Origin of the sequence: Marinobacterium aestuariivivens, from assembly GCF_042661465.1 — a bacterium.
GTDB classification, from domain to species: domain Bacteria; phylum Pseudomonadota; class Gammaproteobacteria; order Pseudomonadales; family Balneatricaceae; genus Marinobacterium_A; species Marinobacterium_A aestuariivivens.
Genome location: NZ_JBHSWE010000001.1, coordinates 5,747,024 through 5,765,880 on the forward strand (window position 1 = coordinate 5,747,024; position 18,857 = coordinate 5,765,880).

General features: G+C 63.4%; 14 protein-coding genes and 3 pseudogenes. 12 read left to right on the forward strand and 5 right to left on the reverse strand.

The genetic code is table 11. The features are described from left to right. Nucleotides 1-92: 92 nt before the first annotated feature. Together ACFQDL_RS30275 and ACFQDL_RS30280 are read right to left on the reverse strand one after the other, a co-directional pair. On the reverse strand, nucleotides 93-287 hold the full coding sequence (locus ACFQDL_RS30275) for a cyclic nucleotide-binding domain-containing protein (protein WP_379912652.1): 195 nt from the start codon (nucleotides 285-287) through the stop codon (nucleotides 93-95). After that, nucleotides 287-2,578 (reverse strand): cation:proton antiporter, encoded by a 2,292-nt coding sequence (locus ACFQDL_RS30280; protein WP_379912654.1) that lies wholly within the window; start codon nucleotides 2,576-2,578, stop codon nucleotides 287-289. Before ACFQDL_RS30280 ends, ACFQDL_RS30275 begins: the two co-directional genes overlap by 1 nt. Nucleotides 2,579-2,881: 303 nt before the next feature. On the opposite strand from ACFQDL_RS30280, the pseudogene hmgA reads away from it, so the two are divergent. The 4 genes and pseudogenes from hmgA (at nucleotide 2,882) to maiA (ending at nucleotide 6,361) form a co-directional block, all read left to right on the forward strand. Next, nucleotides 2,882-4,185 (forward strand): annotated as a pseudogene (gene hmgA, locus ACFQDL_RS30285) (homogentisate 1,2-dioxygenase). Nucleotides 4,186-4,188: 3 nt separating this feature from the next. Next, nucleotides 4,189-5,505: a fumarylacetoacetase gene (gene fahA / locus ACFQDL_RS30290; protein ID WP_379912656.1), complete on the forward strand. Its 1,317-nt coding sequence runs from the start codon at nucleotides 4,189-4,191 to the stop codon at nucleotides 5,503-5,505. Nucleotides 5,506-5,729: 224 nt separating this feature from the next. Next, nucleotides 5,730-5,911: pseudogene (locus ACFQDL_RS30295) on the forward strand (glutathione S-transferase N-terminal domain-containing protein); the annotation flags it as partial. A gap of 3 nt (nucleotides 5,912-5,914) precedes the next feature. Continuing rightward, on the forward strand, nucleotides 5,915-6,361 hold the full coding sequence (gene maiA / locus ACFQDL_RS30300) for a maleylacetoacetate isomerase (protein WP_379913455.1): 447 nt from the start codon (nucleotides 5,915-5,917) through the stop codon (nucleotides 6,359-6,361). A 164-nt stretch (nucleotides 6,362-6,525) separates the two neighbouring features. Here the strand turns inward: maiA and ACFQDL_RS30305 are convergent, their stop codons facing one another. Beyond that, the gene (locus tag ACFQDL_RS30305; RefSeq protein WP_379912658.1) at nucleotides 6,526-7,062 is read right to left on the reverse strand and encodes a VOC family protein; all 537 of its coding nucleotides are present in this window, start codon (nucleotides 7,060-7,062) and stop codon (nucleotides 6,526-6,528) included. A 263-nt stretch (nucleotides 7,063-7,325) separates the two neighbouring features. Between ACFQDL_RS30305 and ACFQDL_RS30310 the strand changes: the two genes are divergently transcribed. Continuing rightward, nucleotides 7,326-7,787, forward strand: coding sequence for a MarR family winged helix-turn-helix transcriptional regulator (locus ACFQDL_RS30310; protein WP_379912660.1), 462 nt, complete (start codon nucleotides 7,326-7,328; stop codon nucleotides 7,785-7,787). Nucleotides 7,788-7,808: 21 nt separating this feature from the next. Here ACFQDL_RS30310 and ACFQDL_RS30315 read toward each other — a convergent pair whose 3' ends face one another. Further along, the gene (locus ACFQDL_RS30315; protein WP_379912662.1) at nucleotides 7,809-8,270 is read right to left on the reverse strand and encodes an AAA-type ATPase lid domain-containing protein; all 462 of its coding nucleotides are present in this window, start codon (nucleotides 8,268-8,270) and stop codon (nucleotides 7,809-7,811) included. 11 nt (nucleotides 8,271-8,281) lie between these two features. Further along, nucleotides 8,282-9,208: a sigma 54-interacting transcriptional regulator gene (locus ACFQDL_RS30320; protein WP_379912664.1), complete on the reverse strand. Its 927-nt coding sequence runs from the start codon at nucleotides 9,206-9,208 to the stop codon at nucleotides 8,282-8,284. 274 nt (nucleotides 9,209-9,482) lie between these two features. On the opposite strand from ACFQDL_RS30320, the gene speB reads away from it, so the two are divergent. From speB to ACFQDL_RS30355, 7 genes and pseudogenes are all read left to right on the forward strand, one after another. Further along, a complete protein-coding gene (gene speB, locus ACFQDL_RS30325) occupies nucleotides 9,483-10,439 on the forward strand; it encodes an agmatinase (RefSeq protein ID WP_379912666.1) in 957 nt (318 codons plus the stop codon). An 81-nt stretch (nucleotides 10,440-10,520) separates the two neighbouring features. Next, complete coding sequence (locus ACFQDL_RS30330; RefSeq protein WP_379912668.1) at nucleotides 10,521-11,930, forward strand: YjiH family protein; 1,410 nt, start codon at nucleotides 10,521-10,523, stop codon at nucleotides 11,928-11,930. A gap of 53 nt (nucleotides 11,931-11,983) precedes the next feature. Continuing rightward, nucleotides 11,984-13,546, forward strand: a complete 1,563-nt coding sequence (locus ACFQDL_RS30335; protein ID WP_379912669.1) for a 5-guanidino-2-oxopentanoate decarboxylase — start codon at nucleotides 11,984-11,986, stop codon at nucleotides 13,544-13,546. A gap of 66 nt (nucleotides 13,547-13,612) precedes the next feature. Further along, nucleotides 13,613-15,057 (forward strand): annotated as a pseudogene (locus ACFQDL_RS30340) (aldehyde dehydrogenase family protein). A gap of 184 nt (nucleotides 15,058-15,241) precedes the next feature. Then, the gene (locus ACFQDL_RS30345; RefSeq protein ID WP_379912671.1) at nucleotides 15,242-16,372 is read left to right on the forward strand and encodes an MCP four helix bundle domain-containing protein; all 1,131 of its coding nucleotides are present in this window, start codon (nucleotides 15,242-15,244) and stop codon (nucleotides 16,370-16,372) included. Next, a complete protein-coding gene (locus tag ACFQDL_RS30350) occupies nucleotides 16,279-16,866 on the forward strand; it encodes a methyl-accepting chemotaxis protein (RefSeq protein WP_379913457.1) in 588 nt (195 codons plus the stop codon). The genes ACFQDL_RS30345 and ACFQDL_RS30350 overlap by 94 nt, the downstream gene beginning before the upstream one ends. Nucleotides 16,867-17,164: 298 nt before the next feature. Next, nucleotides 17,165-18,850, forward strand: a complete 1,686-nt coding sequence (locus ACFQDL_RS30355) for an arylsulfatase (protein ID WP_379912673.1) — start codon at nucleotides 17,165-17,167, stop codon at nucleotides 18,848-18,850. The last annotated feature ends 7 nt before the right edge of the window (nucleotides 18,851-18,857 follow it).

Consider the following 18,857-nt stretch of genomic DNA (forward strand, 5'->3'; position numbering starts at 1 on the left):
TTCGAGTCAACAGTGTTGAGTTAACAGCAACAGCCCGGACGCTGGGTGGGAACTGGAAACTGTCTACTGGCAACTGTTTACTCTTCAACTGTCTACTCGACCTGCGCCACCCGGCGGTCGCGGGCGGCCTTCTCGAGCGCGGTGCGGATCGCGGGATATTCATCCATCGCCTGAATCACGTCGTCACGGCGCAGCTCATACAGTGAACAGGGCGTTACCGCCCGCACCGTGGCACTGCGTGGCGCCTGGTGCAGCAACGCCATTTCGCCGCAGAAATCGCCGGCCATCAGGGTTGCGAGCTGGCGCGGCTTGCCCCCTCTTCTTCCCTGATGACGCGTACCACGCCGCGGGCGATCAGGTAGAGCGAATATCCGGTCTCGCCCTGGGTAATGATGCGATCGCCCTCGGCCACCGTCAGCGAACGCATCCGTGCCGCCAGCCCGGCGAATTCGGCCTGCGGGATCTCGCGCAGGAAAGGCACCTTGCGCAGCAGTTCCGAGGGTTCGACCTTCAGCCGCTTGACCTCGTGCCCCCGCAGCGCCCGCAGGTTGCGGGCCATTTCGTGCTCCAGGGACTCGGCGATCCCGGCCGGCAGCGTGCCGCGTTCGAGCTGCTCGTCGATCGCCTCGACCTCGGCCAGCAGAATCAGCCGCTGACCCAGCCGCTCCTGCATGTCGGAGACGAACTCCGGAAACTGTTCGGCCATCTGGTCGAGCTGTGTGCGGGCACCGTCGTACCAGCCGACATATTGATCGCGCACCTCGGAAGCCACCGCCGGCGAGATGGATTCGGTCTCAACCAGTTCGTCGAATCGCTCCAGCACCCGACCGCAGCTCTGGTAGCGACCCCAGGCCATCTCATAGTCCATCGCCACCTGATGGATGCGCAGCCGTTCGAGGTAACTGCCCAGGGCACTGAAACGCCCCAGCAGTCGCACACGCAGCCGATCCAGCGTCGAACGTCGCTGCTCGCTGAACTCGATGCTGTCGAGGGTATCCTGGAAGCGCACCGTGTCGAGATTCAGCGCCACCTGCTGGCGCAGTCGCAGGTAGGCGGACTCGCTCAGATGCCCCTTGTTGAACATGTCGATAAAGAGCGCCTGCTCTTCGGCGAAACCACGCAGAAACAGCAGCCGGCGCTCCTCGTTGGCATTGAGTTCGGCGCGACGCAACTGGGCCAGTTCCTCGCGGATCGTCAGCATCTCGCGATCGGAATTGAGCTGCAGTTGCTGGGCGATGGAACCGGAAAAGAGCCCGCCGGCCATCAGTTCCGGTATGCGGCTCTGGGCACGACGCTTGGCCAGCAGATTGCCCTCGACACGGGCGAAACGGTCCGCCAGCGACGGCCGGTCCAGCTGCAGCCGATGCACCAGCCGGTCGATCGTCAGTCCCGGCACCAGCAGCGTGAAGAGCACCGCACCGATCACCAGGGTGGTGAAGATGTCGGAATACTCGAACGGCGGCAGGCTGAGTACGATGGCCAGCGCGATGGCCCCGCGCAGACCGCCCCAGTAGATCACCGCCTTGTACCCCAGTCCGACCGGCTGGGCACCCGGCATGCGCTCCACCAGCGGCATCAGTCCGAACACCACCGCCAGCCGGGACAGCAGCATCCCGGCGATGACCCAGACCAGCAGCGGCATCGCCTCGACCAGAGACGACAGCTCCACCGTGAGTCCGACCATCAGGAAGATCAGCGCCGTGGCGATAAAGGCCATGTATTCCCAGAAATGCTCGAGATAGGCGCGCACCGCCGGCGTGACCCGGATCCAGCCCCAGCCGCTGAAGGTCAGGGCCGCGGCCACCGTCGCCATCACGCCGCTGACATGCAGAAGTTCCTCGGCCACCAGGAAGGAGGTGTAGGCCAGGATGGTGGTGAGGGTGATCTCGATTGACGGGTCTCCCTCGACAAGCGTCAGCAGGTAGCCCGTCAGCAATGCCATCAGCCAGCCGACCACCAGTCCGCCGATGAATACCACGACGAAATCGACGACGCCGTTGAACAGCGACTGGGTCGAGACAGCGCCGGCCACCAGGATGCCCACCAGCACCCGGGCCAGCACGATAGAGGTGGCGTCGTTGAACAGGCTCTCGCCCTCGACCAGTACCGTGAGCCGGCGCGGCGCGCCGAGACGCTTGAACAGCGCGATCACCGCCACAGGGTCGGTGGCGCTGAGAATGGCCCCGAGCAGCAGCGCTGCGGGAAAGGCGACCGGCGTCGCCAGCGCCATGATCCCGCCGATAATGAAGGTGGACACCAGCAGCCCCGGTATCGCCAGCACCAGCACCGGCACCAGGTCGCGGCGCAGCTGGCGCGCGTCGAGGTGAAAGGCCGACTCGAACACCAGGGTCGGCAGAAAGACATAGAGAATCAGCCCGGACGATATCTCCAGCCCCTCGAGGGGCCCGAGGGCCTGGGGCCAGGTGCCCGCCAGCTCTGCCAGCGCCATACCCACCAGCACCAGCGCCACGGTGAAGGGGAAGCGCAAACGTTCGGTGAACGCCAGCGTCGCGGCCGCGATCAGCAGCAGCACGATAATGCCGGCGACCAGGTGCGCGATATGCAGGCCCGACTCCATGGGTGGCCTCGATTGGCAGGAAGCGTTGCTTACATTAAAGAAGCCGCAACGGCCAACATCAAACCGCAGCGGCGACAGGCTCGCAGCGCGGGCATGCCACATTGCCAAATCAAAGTTTCAATTGATACCAATCATTCACAACGAAACGAAGATATGCTGGAAAAACCGGGACAGATTACACGAACAGGTTGAAATAGCCACAGATGACGCGTAAATTTATTCTCACTTGAGAGTATATGCCTTTCAGAGCACTCTCTTTCGCGAGCAACAGACCGTAAAACAACAAGCGCAACGGACCCAACGATGATCAATCCGAGCGAACTCCAGTATCTCAACGGTTTCGGCAACGAACATGAAACCGAAGCCCTGCCCGGCGCGCTGCCGGTGGGACAATTCAACCCGCAGCGCTGCCCCTACGGCCTTTATGCCGAACAGTTCAGCAGCACCGCCTTTACCGCCCCGCGCCACAGCAATCGCCGCACCTGGACATACCGCCTGCGGCCGTCGATCGCCATGGGCGATTTCAGCCCGATCGACCAGGGACTGATCCGCACCGCGCCGATCACCGAGGCCCCGTGTCCGCCGAACGTGATGCGATGGGACGCGCTCGAGATTCCTCATCAGCCGACCGATTTCATCGACGGACTGGTCACGGTGGCGGCCAACGGCGATGCCCGTGCCCAGACCGGTATCGGCATCCACGTCTACCGCGCCAACGCAGGCATGGGCAATCGCTTCTTCTACAACGCCGACGGCGAACTGCTGTTCGTGCCGCAGCAGGGGCGCTTCTGGCCTATACCGAGATGGGCATCCTCCACGTCGGGCCCGGCGAGATCCTGGTGATCCCCCGCGGCATCAAGTTCAGGATCGAGCTGCCGGACGGTCCGGTACGCGGCTATATCTGCGAAAACTACGGCGCACCGCTGCACCTGCCGGAGCGCGGCCCGGTCGGCGCCAACGGCTATGCCAACGACCGTGATTTCCAGTATCCGGTGGCCTGGTTCGAGGACAGCGAAGGCGACTACCGCCTGGTGGCGAAGTTCTGCGGAGGCCTGCACGAGGCGGCGCTGGATCACTCGCCGCTCGACGTCGTGGCCTGGGTCGGCACCAGCGCGCCCTACAAATACGACCTGGCGCGCTTCAATGTCATCAACACCGTCAGCTTCGACCATCCGGATCCGTCGATCTTCACGGTACTGACCGCCCAGAGCGATACCGCGGGCGTGGCCAACGTCGACTTCGTGATCTTCCCGCCGCGCTGGATGGTGGCCGAGGACACTTTCCGTCCGCCCTGGTACCACCGCAACATCATGAGCGAGTTCATGGGCCTGATCGAAGGGGTCTACGATGCCAAGGAACAGGGCTTCGAGCCGGGCGGCATGAGCCTGCACAACTGCATGAGTCCCCATGGCCCCGAGGCCGGCGTGTTCGAAAAGGCGAGCTCGGCGCAACTGGCGCCCGAGCGCTACCAGAACACCCTGGCCTTCATGTTCGAGTCGCGCTACGTGATCGAGCCGACCCGCTTCGCCCTCGAGACCGAGGCACGCCAGCACGACTATATTGAATGCTGGTCGGGACTTAAAAAATACTTCAACGGCGAGAAATAAAGCATGAGCACACTGAACGAAACCCACGACAGCGCCCTCACCAGCTGGGTCGCATCCGCCAACAGCGGTGATACCGACTTCCCGATCCAGAATCTGCCGTTCGCCAGTTTCCGCCGCCGGAACTCCAGTGAAACCTTTCGCGGCGGCGTCGCCATCGGCGACCAGATTCTGGACCTGGCCGCGGCGAACAACAGCGGCCTGTTCGACGGTCTCGCCGCCGACGCCCTGAAAGCGGCCGCCGAGCCGCGGCTGAACCGTTTCATGAGCCTAGGCGCCGAGGCCTGGTCTGCATTGCGCCTGGCGCTGTCCCGGGGACTGCGCAGCGGCAGCGAGCAGCAAGCCGCCCTGCAGGGCTGCCTGATCGCCCAGGCCGATGCCGAGTACGACCTGCCCTGCACCATCGGCGATTACACCGACTTCTATACCTCGGTTCACCACGCCACCCGCGTCGGCTCGCTGTTCCGCCCGGACAACCCGCTGCTGCCGAACTACAAGTGGATCCCGATCGGTTACCACGGCCGCGCCTCGTCCATCGGCGTCTCGGGCCAGCAGTTCCCGCGTCCACTGGGTCAGACACGGGCACCGGACGCCGCCGAGCCGAGCTTCGGCCCCTGCAAGCGCCTCGACTACGAACTGGAAGTCGGCATCTTCATCGGTGCCGGCAACGCACTGGGGGAGCCGGTCGGCATCGACAGCGCCGAGGATCACGTATTCGGCATCTGCCTGTTCAACGACTGGTCGGCGCGGGATATCCAGGCCTGGGAATACCAGCCCCTGGGCCCCTTCCTGTCGAAGAACTTCGCCTCGACCATCTCGCCCTGGATCGTGACGATGGAGGCCCTGGCCCCCTATCGGAGCGCCTTCAGCCGCCCGGCCGAGGATCCGCAGCCGCTGCCCTACCTCAGCTCCGAGACCAACAGCCGCGAAGGCGGCCTCGATATCCAGCTCGAGTGCCTGCTGCAGACCGAACAGATGCGTACCCGGGGTGAGGCGCCGACACGGCTGTCCCGGTCCAGCTTCCGGCACTCCTACTGGACCGTCGCCCAGATGGTGGCGCACCATACCGTCAACGGCTGCAACCTGCAGCCGGGCGACCTGCTCGGTTCAGGCACCCAGTCAGGTCCCGAGCACGAGGAAGCCGGCTCGCTGCTGGAGCTGACCGTAGGCGGCAAACAACCGATCAGCCTGCCGAACGGCGAAACCCGCACCTTCCTCGAAGATGGCGACGCCGTGGTGATGCGGGGCTTCTGCGCAAAACCGGGCGCCGCCCGCATCGGTTTCGGCGAAGTGGTCGGTACCGTACTGACGGCACGCGTGTAACCGCACCCATTCCTGCTACAAATTTCGTAGGATGGGTGAAGCCGCTATGGCACTCCGCTGCCGGCGAACAAGAAGTTCGCTGCGGCGGAACCCATCATTGACTTCACAGCTCCAGTACCAGGCCGATATTCCGCGATGGGTTACACGGCGCCTTGGTCACCTGGGATCGGATATCGCCCCACCAGCGCCGTTACACCCATCCTACAAGCTTCCGAAGGACAATCATGGAACTCTACACCTACTTCCGCTCATCCGCCGCCTACCGGGTGCGCATCGCGCTGAACCTCAAGGGCATCGGGCACCGGCTGACGCCGGTCAACCTGCTGACCGGCGAGCAGCTCGGCGACGCCTACCGGGCGCTCAACCCCAGGGGCTGCTACCGGCGCTGAAACTGGACGACGGCCGCCTGCTGACCCAGTCGACCGCGATTCTCGAATACCTCGAAGCCGAATATCCACAAACGCCGCTGCTGCCGACGGACAGCGTCGAGGCCGCACGGGTACGGGGCTGGGCCGGCCTGATCGGCTGCGATATCCATCCGCTCGACAATCTGCGGGTGCTCAAGTACCTCAAGGGTACGCTGAAGATCAGCGACGACGACAAGACCGCCTGGTACCACCACTGGATCCACGAAGGCTTCAGGGTGCTCGAAGCGCAGCTCGAAGCGGCGCCCTACTGCCACGGCGCGAACATCACCCTGGCCGACCTCTACCTGGTGCCCCAGGTCTACAATGCCCTGCGCTTCGATCTGGACATGACGCCCTACCCGAAGATCCGGTCGATATACGACGCCTGCAACGAACTGCCCGCCTTCGACGCCGCGCGACCGGAAAACCAGCCCGATTCGACGATTTGATGGCCGGAGGTTACGCGTTACGCGTGACAGTTTGAGCCCTATACATTCCGAAAAAGGCCCCGCCATGACTAAACCATGGCGGGGCCTTCTGCAAACTCAACGCATCTAGAGCGGTACGCCTCGCTACGCTCGAGGTACCCTACAGGACTGCGTCACGCGTCACCTCAGTCCGCAAACTCCTCGGCATGCAGCCAGGCGGCATGGTCGACCGCCCGTTTCGTCTTGCTCCAGGCGTCCAGCATTTCCGGGGCCAGTGCATGCAGCCTGTCGATCTGGCCGGGTTTGTCGGTGCGCACCGTCAGCTCTAGGCGATGGCCGTTCGGGTCGAAGAAATAGATCGACTTGATGATCTCGTGGTTGGTCGGCCCCACCACCTCGAGTCCCTTGGCCTCGAGTTCCGCCTTGGCTTCCAGCAGCGCCTCCTCGTTCTCGAGCTCGAAGGCGATGTGCTGCACCCAGGCCGGAGTATTGGGATCGCTGCCCATCTCGGGCGAATTCGGCAGCTCGAAGAACGCCAGGATATTACCGTTGCCGGCATCCATGAACAGGTGCATGTAGGGATCGGGCTCCCTGGTCGAGGGCACCCTGTCCTCGGAGATCGCCAGAATGAAGTCCATGTTGAGATAGTGCCGATAGAACTCGACGGTTTCCTTCGCATCCCTGCAGCGATAGGCGACGTGGTGAATCTGCTTGATCTTCATGGTGCTCGCTCCGGCTTGCTTACTTAGTCTCATATGAAACCAAATATATTCTCATATGAGAACATTTGCAAAGCCCTTTCGTTTTCCGTGTGATTCGAACCGGAAAACCGGCGCTGTCCGGACGGCTGTAGAGCCCGAAATCACTGGGATCCGGTAGACAGGAGCGCGACGGAGAACAGCCCGACCCAGCATCGGCAACATTGCAGCAACTCTTCTCAAATGAGAAAATAACGCCAACGGATACCAGCCCCGGACGCACCGCCATGCCTGAACAGTCCAAAAAATCCCTGATACTGCAGCAGTTCATCCCCTATCGGATGGTCAATACCGCCAAGCGGATCAGCGACAGCCTGTCGCAGATCTACGGCAGCGAGGCGTTCGGCGTGACCATTCCGGAGTGGCGTATTCTCGCCCGCCTGGCCGAGGATGAACGCCTCAACGCCCGCGATATCGGCCGCATCACCCAGATGGACAAGTCCAAGGTCTCCCGTGGCGTCAAGCTGCTCGACGGCAAGGGCTATCTGATCAAGGTAAAGGACGAACAGGACAACCGCGTCACCTACCTGTCGCTGTCGGAATCCGGCCGCCGGCTCTACCATGAACTGGCGCCGCGGGCGCTGGAATGGGAAAGCCGCCTGATCAAGGCACTGGATACCAGCGAATACCGCGATCTTATGCGCATTCTGGAAAAGCTGGACAAACAGCTCGATGGTATGGAGCCCTAAGCCGCTACCGGCCCCGACCGCTCACTGACGGCGGGTGCTGAGCCCGTACTTGCGCAGCCGGCGGAACACCGTCGGCTGGCTGATACCCAGCATACCCGCCAGTTCGTAAGTGCTGGCGCAGCGCTCGAGTGCAGCCTCCAGCAGGCGTTTCTCGTACCGCTCGAGCGACTCGGTCAGTGAGGTCCCGTCGAGCAGCGGCGGTTCGGCAAGCATCGTCGCCGCGACCGGTGGCGTCCCGGAAGTCGCCGGTGTCGGCGCCGACGGATCGAACCGGACCAGAGAACCGGGGCTGGCGACATAACAGCGTTCCAGCACGTTCTCCAGTTCACGCACGTTGCCGGGCCAGTCATGCTGTACCAGACGCTGCCTCGCCTGACTGTCGAGCACCTTTCGCTGGCCGTAGCGTTCGTTGAGGCGCGCCAGCACCCGGTCCAGCAGCACCGGGATGTCGTCCGGCCGTTCGCGCAACGGCGGGATCGTCATCGGTACCACGTTCAGACGGTAATAGAGATCGAGCCTGAAGCCCCCGCCTCGACCTGCTCATGAAGATCGTGATTGGTGGCGCTGATCAGGCGGAAGTCGATGGCACGCGGGGCGGTACTGCCGATGCGCGTGACCTTGCCGTCCTGCAGCACCTTCAGCAGTTTCACCTGCATCGGCAGGGGCAGGTCGCCGACCTCGTCGAGAAACAACGTGCCGCCATCGGCCTGCTCGATCAGCCCCGGCTTGCCCTGACGGGCGGCGCCGGTGAAGGAGCCCGGCGCATAACCGAACATCTCCGACTCGAACAGGTTCTCCGGAATGGCACTGCAGTTGACCTCGATAAAGGGGCCGTCGCAACGCGGACCGAGGCGGTGGGTCAACTGGGCGAAGGCGGTCTTGCCGACGCCGGACTCCCCGAGCAGCAGCAGGCTGGCGTCGGTGGGGGCGATACGCTGCAGCAGCTCGTAAAGTTCCCGCACCTGAGGACTCCTGAAACTCAGCTCATCGACACTGATCGTTTCGGCGTCTCCCGGGTAACGGCGCTGCGCCAGTTTCTGCTGCAGCAGTTCGTATTCCTGCTGCAGCAGCTGAAGATCGGTCAGATCCTGGGAAAAACTCACCACCCGGATCAGTTCGCCATCGTCGTCGAACACCGGGAAGCCCTGCGCCATCACGCTGCGCCCGGTCTCGGTCGCCTGCATCAGCTGCACCGGCGCACGCTGCTGCAGCACCTGCACCGTCACCGACGGCCGCAGCACCCCTGCGCGTTCGAGTTCATGGACGCAAACGCCGAGCAGCTCGTCGATCTCGCGGCCATAGATGCGCGCGCAGTTACTGCCGGCCCGGAGGATGCGACCCTCGCCATCGGTGATCATGATATTGTCGCGCGACTTCTCGAGTATCGTTTCGAGCTCGCGCTCGGTATGGGATCTGTCCAAAAGACCTCCTGGCCAGAACTGTAACGCCGTACCCAAAGGGCATTTCCCCGGTGCGAACACCCCACGGGCCAACTCGGTTCGCGGCGAGGCGCCGCTCCTACATGCCTATCAATTTTGAATCATAATTCATTTACGAATCAACCGACCAGTCATTTCAATTCATAATCGAATCAAAACCCACTAACTCATTGATATTATGTCCATAAAAAACTGGCACGCATTTCGCTATATACCAAGCAGGGTTCAACCAGACAGGCAACAAGAAGGTAGCAATATGTCAGAACGTCGCTTCAATCAGCCGCTCGGCGGTAACGAAATGCCCCGCTTCGGCGGTCCCGCCACCATGATGCGACTGCCGGCCCAGGAGACCGCGGCGGGCCTGGACGCGGCCTTTATCGGCGTGCCGTTCGATATCGGCACCTCCAACCGTCCCGGCGCCCGCCTGGCGCCGCGGCAGATCCGTGACGAGTCGCGCATGCTGCGTCCCTACAACGTCGCCACCTTTGCCGCGCCGTTCGAGAGCCTGCAGGTGGCCGACATCGGCGATGTGCCGATCAACACCTTCAACCTGCTGAAAAGCATCGATATCATCGAAGCCTTCTATGACCAGGTGCTGGAGCATAACTGTAAACCGCTGACCCTCGGCGGCGACCACACCATCGCGCTGCCGATCCTGCGTGCACTGAAGAAGAAGTACGGCCCGGTCGGCATGATCCACGTCGACGCCCACGCCGATATCAACGACCAGATGTTCGGCGAGAAGATCGCCCATGGCACGCCCTTTCGCCGCGCCGTCGAAGAGGGTCTGCTGGACTGCGACCGCGTCGTCCAGATCGGCCTGCGCGGCACCGGCTACAGCGCCGACGAGTTCGACTGGCCCCGCGAACAGGGCTTCCGCGTCGTGCCGGCCGAAGAGTGCTGGCACAAATCCCTGACACCGCTGATGGAAGAAGTGCGCGCCAAGGTCGCCGGCGGTCCGGTCTACATCAGCTTCGATATCGACGGCCTGGACCCGGCCTATGCCCCGGGCACCGGTACCGCCGAGATTGCCGGCCTGACCGTGCCCCAGGGCCTGGAGATCATCCGCGGCTGCAGGGGGCTCGATATCGTCGGCGGCGACCTGGTGGAGATCTCGCCGCCCTACGACACCAGCGGCAACACCGCCCTGCTGGGCGCCAACCTGCTGTTCGAAATGCTCTGCGTCCTGCCGGGCGTGAAATACGACCGCTGACCGGAACCCGGGCGGCGGCAACCCGCTGCCCGGCATACGCACGACTCGCACCACTATAATTAGAACCCAAAGGACCCCATCATGAATCAACACCTGGACCAACAGGAAGCCGGCAGCCTGCTGCTGACCGACCGTGACGACAAGCACCCCAGGCACAGCCTTTTCGCCTACCTCAAGTTCATCATTCCGTCCCTCATCGGCGTGCTGTTCTTCCTCACGCCGATCGTGGTGGACGACAAGGTCACCATCGGCATGGGCGTGCTCGCCGACCTGCTCAAGGGGGCCACCCAGGACTATCTGCCGGGCTTCGCCACCGCGCTGCTGGTGATATCCGCCGCCGTTTCCCTCTACGCGGCGATCGCGAAACCGCGCTGGACCGAAAGGGACAACACTCTGGTCGAGGTTTTCACACCCAAAGGGCTCTGGCTGGCGCTGCGGCTGGTCGGTGCCGCCTTTGCCGCCATGACGCTGCTCCAGGTGGGTCCCGAGTGGGTCTGGAACCGCAATACCGGCGGTGTCATGCTGCTGGACCTGACGCCGGTACTGATCACCTTCTTCTTCTTCGCCGCCATCCTGCTGCCGTTTCTGGTGGATTTCGGCTTTATGGAGTTTATCGGCACCCTGGTACGCAACCTGTTCCGCGCGGTGTTCAAGCTCCCGGGGCGCTCGTCGATCGATGCGGTCGCCTCCTGGCTCGGTTCCGGCACCGTCGGCGTGCTGATCACCACCCAGCAGTATGAGCAGGGCTTCTATTCCAAGCGTGAAGCCGCCGTTATCGCCACCAACTTTTCCATCGCCTCGATCGCCTTCAGCCTGCTGATCAGCAACTTCATCGGCCTCGATCATCTCTTCGTCCCCTTCTATCTGACCGTGGTCGTCGCCGGCCTGATTGCCGCCGTGATCACGCCGCGGCTGCCGCCACTGTGCTGGAAAAAAGACGAATACAATGAAGCTGCCGGCAAGCAGATCAGGGAGGAGCTGCCCAACGGTCACTCGCTGTTCTCCTGGGGACTGGAGCAGGCGGTACGCCGCGCTGCCACGGCGCCGAGCGCCGGCGCACTGGGCAAGAGCTGCCTGCTGAACGTGACCGATATCTGGTTCGGCCTGTTGCCGCTGGTGATGGCGATCGGCACCGTCTCGCTGGCGCTGACCGAATACACGCCGATCTTCACCTGGCTGTCCTATCCGTTCATCCCGCTGCTGGAACTGCTGCAACTGCCGGAGGCCCATGCTGCCGCCCCGACCATGCTGGTGGGCTTTGCCGACATGTTCCTGCCGGCGGTGCTGGGCAAGGGCATCGAGAGCGAGCTGACCCGCTTCGTTATCGCCAGCGTCTCCCTCACCCAGCTGATCTACATGTCCGAAGTCGGCGTGCTGCTGCTGAAATCGAAGATCCCGCTGAACCTGCTGGAACTGTTCGCGATCTTTATCCTTCGCACCCTGATCACCCTGCCGATCATCGCGCTGATCGCCCATACGCTGGTGTTCTGATCCGACCATGACAGGCGGCCCCCATGCGGGCTGCCTTCGCCAAGGAGAATTCGATGAAAACCTGTGGAGAAGTACTGGTCGAGCTGCTGGAAGGCTACGGTATCGATACCGTTTTCGGCATTCCCGGCGTTCACACCGTCGAGCTGTACCGGGGTCTGCCGAACACCGGCATCCGGCATATCACGCCGCGCCATGAACAGGGCGCCGGCTTCATGGCCGACGGCCATGCCCGCGTGACCGGAAAACCCGGGGTCTGCTTTATCATCACCGGCCCCGGGATGACCAATATCGCCACGGCCATGGCCCAGGCCTGTGCCGATTCGATCCCGATGCTGGTGATCTCCAGCGTCAACCATCGTCACGAACTGGGGCTTGGCGCCGGCCGCCTGCACGAGCTGCCGAATCAGCGCCAACTGATATCCGGCGTTACCGCCTTCAGCCACACGCTGATGCGCCCGGACGAACTTCCGGCGGTGCTGGCCCGGGCCTTCGCGATCTTCGCAGGTGCACGGCCGCGCCCGGTGCATATCGAGATTCCGCTCGATGTGATCACCGCACCGGCCGATCACCTGAGCCGCAGTATCCCGGCGCTGCCCGCCCGGCCGGCTCCCTGCCTGGCGTCAACCCGACAGGCGGCCACGCTGTTGCGCGAAGCGCGGACCCTGGTGCTACTCGGCGGCGGTTGTGCCGACGCCGCCGCCGTCGCTCGGGATCTCGTCGAAACCCTGGATGCGCCGACGTCGCTGACCATCAATGCCAAGGGTGTGCTGCCGCCGGGTCATCCACTGTCGCTGGGGAGCAATCAGTCGCTGAAACCGGTGCGAGCTCTGGTGCGCGAAGCCGATGTGGTGCTGGCGATCGGCACCGAGCTCGGCGAGACCGATTACGACGTGGTCTTCGACGGCGGTTTCGAGATCCCCGGAAAACTGATCCGCATCGATATCGACGCCGAGCAGCTGAGCCTCAACTTCAGCGCCGATCTCGCCATCCTCAGCGATGCCGGCCTTGCGATACAGGCCCTGATGGATGCACTGGGCCATGACCGTCACAGCAGGAACGGAGCCCGGCGCGTCGCCGAAGTCCGAGCCCGCCTGGACCAGGACTGGCAGCAATCCTTCCGTGCCCAGCAGCGGGTACTGGAGACGGTGCAGCAGGCGCTGCCCGGCGTCATTATCGCCGGCGACTCGACCCAGCCGGTCTATTCCGGCAACCACCTCTACGAGGCGGTGGAACCGCGTACCTGGTTCAACTCGTCGACCGGCTACGGCACCCTCGGCTACGGCCTGCCGGCGGCTATCGGCGCCAAACTGGCGCGCCCGGAGCGCCCGGTGGTGGCGCTGATCGGCGATGGCGGTATCCAGTTCACGCTGCCGGAGCTCGCCTCGGCGGTCGAAGCCGGCGCGCCGATCATCGTGCTGCTGTGGAACAACAGCGGTTACGGCGAGATCAAGCGCTACATGGAAAACCGCGAGATTCCGACCATCGGCGTCGATATCTACACGCCCGACTTCCTCGCCATCGCCCACGGCTTCGGCTGCGATGCCGTTGCGGCCACCAGCTTCGAGGAACTGCACGACCAGCTGCAGGCGGCGGCCAGTCCAGGCGCCCGACCCTGATCGAAGTGCGGGAAGATGCCGACTTTATCGAAAGCTTCGGACAGGCCTGAGACTGTGGAGATCAAGATGTACGATAAGCTCTTTATCAACGGCGACTGGATCGCCCCCGAAACCGCAAACACCCTGGCGATCATCAATCCGTCGACCGAGCAGGTCATTGCAGACGTCGCCGCCGGCACGGCGAGGGATGTCGACCGGGCCGTCGCGGCCGCGAAAACGGCGCTGTGCGACTGGCGCCGGGTCAGCGGTGCCGAACGCGCAGGCTACCTGCGCGCCATCGCCCGCGAAATAGAGTCCCGTGCCGGCGAACTCGCGACGCTGTCGTCACGCAATAACGGCAAGCCCCTGTTCGAAGCCGAGATCGATATCGCCGATGCCATCGCGACCTGGGACTACTATGCCGGGCTGGCCGAACGACTCGACGCTCGCCAGAATGCCGAAGTGCCGCTGGCGATGCCGGGCTACAGCGCCCGCACCCGGCTGGAGCCGGCCGGCGTCGTCGGCCTGATCGTGCCCTGGAACTTCCCGTTCGTCACCACCGCCTGGAAGGTGGCCCCGGCCCTGGCTGCCGGCTGTACCGCGGTGCTCAAGCCTTCGGAAGTGACGCCGCTGATCGAACTGGAGCTGGGCAATATCGCGCAGAAAGTCGGCCTGCCGGCCGGGGTACTGAATATCGTCTGCGGTACCGGCGCCGAGGTCGGCGCAGCCCTGACCTCCCACCCCGACATCGACAAGATCTCCTTCACCGGCAGCAACCGGGTCGGCGAGATCGTGATGCAGAGCGCAGCGAAGCAGGTCAAGGGGTGAGCCTCGAGCTTGGCGGCAAATCGCCGATGCTGGTGTTCGAGGACGCCGACCTCGAACAGGCCTGTGACTGGATCATCGGCGGCATCTTCTACAATGCCGGCCAGATGTGCTCGGCCACCTCGCGGCTGCTGGTGCACGAGCGCATCGCGCCGCAACTGCTCGAACGGCTGAAGGCCGCGGCCGAGTCACTGCGACTCGGCGACGCTTTCGACAACGATGTTCAGATGGGGCCACTGACGAGCCGGTCTCAGCTTGACACCGTGCTCGGCTATATCGAGCACGGGCGCGCCGAAGGATTGACGCTGCTGACCGGCGGACAGCGTGCCGGGGGCTTCGACAAGGGGTATTTCGTCGAGCCGACGATCTTCGTCGACGTGCCGGCCGACTCGAGACTCTGGCGCGAGGAGATCTTCGGCCCTGTACTCTGCGCCCGTACCTTCGCGAGCGAAGACGAGGCGATCGCACTGGCCAACGACAGCGACTTCGGCCTCGCCGCCGGCATCATCAGCGGCGATCCGGACCGATCCCGGCGCGTGGCCGAGCAACTGCAGGCCGGCCATATCTGGATCAACAGCCTGCAGCTGGTCTGCCCCGAGACCTCCTGGGGCGGCTTCAAGCGCAGCGGCATCGGCCGCGAATTGGGGCCCTGGGGGCTGTCCGCCTATCTCGAGGTCAAGCATATCACCCGGCCTCTCGATGCCTGACGGGCAGGCAGGGTGTCCATAACGGATGCCCGCCTGCCGCTGCACGGCAGACCCGCAACGGCTCCCTGACTCACTCCATTGCACGGCGGCGCCACCGGGACTCCGGATCTCGATTAAACTGTCCGTTAAGCCCTGCACGACACCATCATGGGACTATTCGCAACGGACTGGGGGTCTCCTGCCAATGAACGCCTTAAACAACCTGTCGTTTCGCACCAAGCTGACGCTTCCCATTCTGATCATCGCCGTGATACTGCTGATCATCGCACTGCTTGGTATCAGCGTGAGCCGTTCGCTGACAGCCAGTGCCGAGCGTCTCGGTCACCGGTACCTCCCGGCCGTCGATGTGCTGATACAGGCCGATCGCGATCTGTACCAGGCGCAGGTCGCCGAGCGCAGCCTGGTCTTCATGGGCCGGAACAGCAGCGACTACGCAGCCCTTATACAGCAGCACGAAGAGAATATCGGCCAGGCACTGGAACGGGTGAATCGCTTCGCCAGCCTGATGGATGACGCCGAAGTGCAGGCACTGGTCTCGCAGTTTCGCAACCGCTTCCAGACCTGGCAGGCCACGACCCGATCGATCGTCGGTCAGGCCGGCAGCAATGCCGCGGCCCTCAGCTTCGGGCGCGGCGCTCAGGAGTTCGGCGCGATGCGGGACCTGCTCGACCAACTGACGGAGATGACCGAGCTGGAAGCCGACCGGCAGGTGGCCGGGGCCGAACGGCTGTCATCCCGCGGCATCGGCCTGCAACTCGCGGCACTGGCGTTCGGACTGCTGGTCTGCCTGCTGTTGGCCTGGCAGTTCCCGCGCGTCGTGACACGGCCGTTGAAGCAGATACTGGCGAGGATTGTCGATATCGGCCAGGGCGACGGCGACCTGACCGCCCGCGTCGGGCTCGAGCGGCGGGACGAACTGGGTCAGCTGGCCCGGGGCTGGACGACTTCCTCACCAAGCTGCAGGGCATCATCGGCCAGGCCAAGGGTACTTCGACCCAGGTCGCGGTCTCGGCCGAACAGCTCTCGCGCATCACCGAAAAGACGACCGGCAACGTGCGCGACCAGCACAGTGCGATCGATCAGGTGGCCACCGCCGTCAACGAGATGTCCGCGTCGGTACAGCAGGTTGCGCAAAGTGCCGGCGAGGCCGCCCAGTCCGCCCGCCAGGCCAACCGGGATACAGGCCGTGGCCAGCAGGTCGTCAACGAGACGATCGATGCCATCGCCCAGCTGGCCGACGATGTCGACCGCGCCGCGGACGCCATGCGCGAGGTGGAACAGGACAGCGGGAGTATCGGCCTGGTGCTGGACGTGATCCGCAACATCGCCGATCAGACCAACCTGCTGGCGCTGAACGCCGCCATCGAGGCGGCGCGGGCCGGCGAACATGGCCGCGGCTTCGCCGTCGTCGCCGACGAGGTTCGCAGCCTCGCCAGCCGCACCCAGCAATCGACCGAGGAGATCCGCCAGACCATCGAGAAACTGCAGAACGGTACCCAGAGTGCGGTGCTGGTGATGGAACAGGGACAGACGCGGGCGCGCGGCAGCGTCGAGCAGGCCGGCCAGGCCGGCGAAGCCCTGGCCGCCATCGCCGCGGCCATTGCCTCGATCAGCGACATGAACACCCAGATCGCCACCGCCTCGGAACAGCAGAGTGCCGTCACGGAGGAGATCAACCGCAACATCCACCAGATCAGCAGCCTCTCGACACAAAGCGCCGAAGGCGCCCGCCAGGGCAGCGAAGCCACTTCGGAACTCGCCCGCCTCGCCGCCGAGCTGCAGCGGGAAGTCGGGCGTTTCCGCACCTGATGACCGGTTGCCGGAACCATTCCCCTGACCAGCCCGAACGCCGCGGCCGGGGGCTCGAGCCTTAAGCGTTAGCGGCGCCACCATCATCAGCTGCGCTATCGAGGCGCCCGATAGTAGGGGAAGGTCACGAGCAGGTTAATTGCCTTTCCGGTATCGAATGATGACTCGGTGAAGGGAAAAAACTGCGCAACCCTGTCAACCGCTGCGCAAAAGCGCTAACCCATTCCCGGCCCCCTTTACATACTCATCACAGGCACATTGCCCGTGCCTTGTAATCCAACAACAACAAGGGCTGAACATGAAAAACAAGCGATCGCTGTTTTGCCACCTGATGCTGGCACTGACGACTTTGACCTTGACGGGGCTCGCCTCGGCGGAGAACGAAAAACCGAACATTCTGCTGATCGTGGCCGATGACCTCGGCTATTCCGATATAGGCGCCTTCGGCGGTGAAATCGAAACGCCCAATCTCGATGCGCTCGCAGAGTCTGGCGTCCGGCTGACAAGCTTCCATACCGCGCCGACCTGTTCGCCAACCCGCGCCATGCTCTTAAGTGGCACGGACAGCCATCAGGCGGGACTCGGCAACATGGCCGAACTGCTTCAACCCGAGCAGCAGGGCAAACCCGGCTACGAGGGCTACCTGAATACGTCGGTTGCAACGCTGCCGGAGATCCTGCACGACGCCGGCTACAACACCTACATGGTAGGCAAGTGGCACCTCGGTCGTACCGAAGACAAAAGCCCCGCTGCCCGCGGTTTCGATAAGTCCTTTGCGCTGATCCAGGGTGGCGCCAGCCATTTCGACGACCAAAGGGCCATCATCAGTGTCGATCCAAAGGCGATCTATCGCGACAACGGCAAGAGCGTCGAACTGCCCGAAGGATTCTTCTCATCCGATTTCTATACCAACCGGATGATTCGCTACATCGAGGAAGATATCACGCAGGATAAACCCTTCTTCGCCTATGTCGCCTATACGGCACCGCACTGGCCCTTGCAGGCGCCCGATACCTATTTGCAGAAATACCAGGGGCGCTACGACGAGGGCTACGAAGCGATCCGGACGGCGCGGCTGAAACGCATGAAGCAAATGGGCCTGATAGACGAGGCGGTCAACGCCAACACCCCCTTGACGCAGCTGCCCCGTTGGGAGGAGCTGAGCGATGAGCAGAAGCGCATCGAAGCGCGCCGTATGGAAGTCTACGCCGCCATGGTGGATAACATGGACCACAACATCGGCCGCCTGCTGACCTGGCTGGAAGAACAGGGGAAACTGGACAATACCGTCATCCTGTTCATGTCGGATAACGGGGCCGACGGCAACAGCCCCGAAGTACTGCCCGGCAACCGTGAATGGTTCGCAAGCGAATACGACAATAGCTTCGAGAACATGGGTCGACGCGACTCCTATATCTGGTACGGTGCCCAGTGGGGACAGGTCAGCGCTACGCCCTTCCCCCTGTTCAAGGGTTTTACCTCCCAGGGCGGCATCGTGACGCCGGCCATCGTCCGGCTGCCGCAGCAGACCCACGGCGGCAGAATCGACGACTCCTTCATCAGCGTCATGGATGTATTGCCAACCTTCCTGGACGTGGCCGACATTGTACCGCCGCAGTCGCCCTATAACGGCCGCGACATCCACCCGCTTCAGGGACGTTCTTTTCTGGATACCGGCAAGGATCAGCAGGCGCGCGCGATCGGCTGGGAGCTTTTCGGTCGCTCGGCGATCCGCAAGGGCGACTGGAAGATCCGCTTGCTGGAGCAGCCGTACGGCAATGGCGATTGGGCCCTGTACAATCTCAAGGAGGATCCCACCGAAGGCGTCAACCTGGCACAGCAGCATCCGGAGAAGCTGGCCGAACTGATCGGTGAATGGGAAGGCTATATCGAGCGAAACGGTGTATTCCCGTCCGACCCGCAGCAGATGAAGAAGATCGGTTACAGCTTTACCACCTGTCTATTCGAGCGCTGTGTCGAATAAACGATTT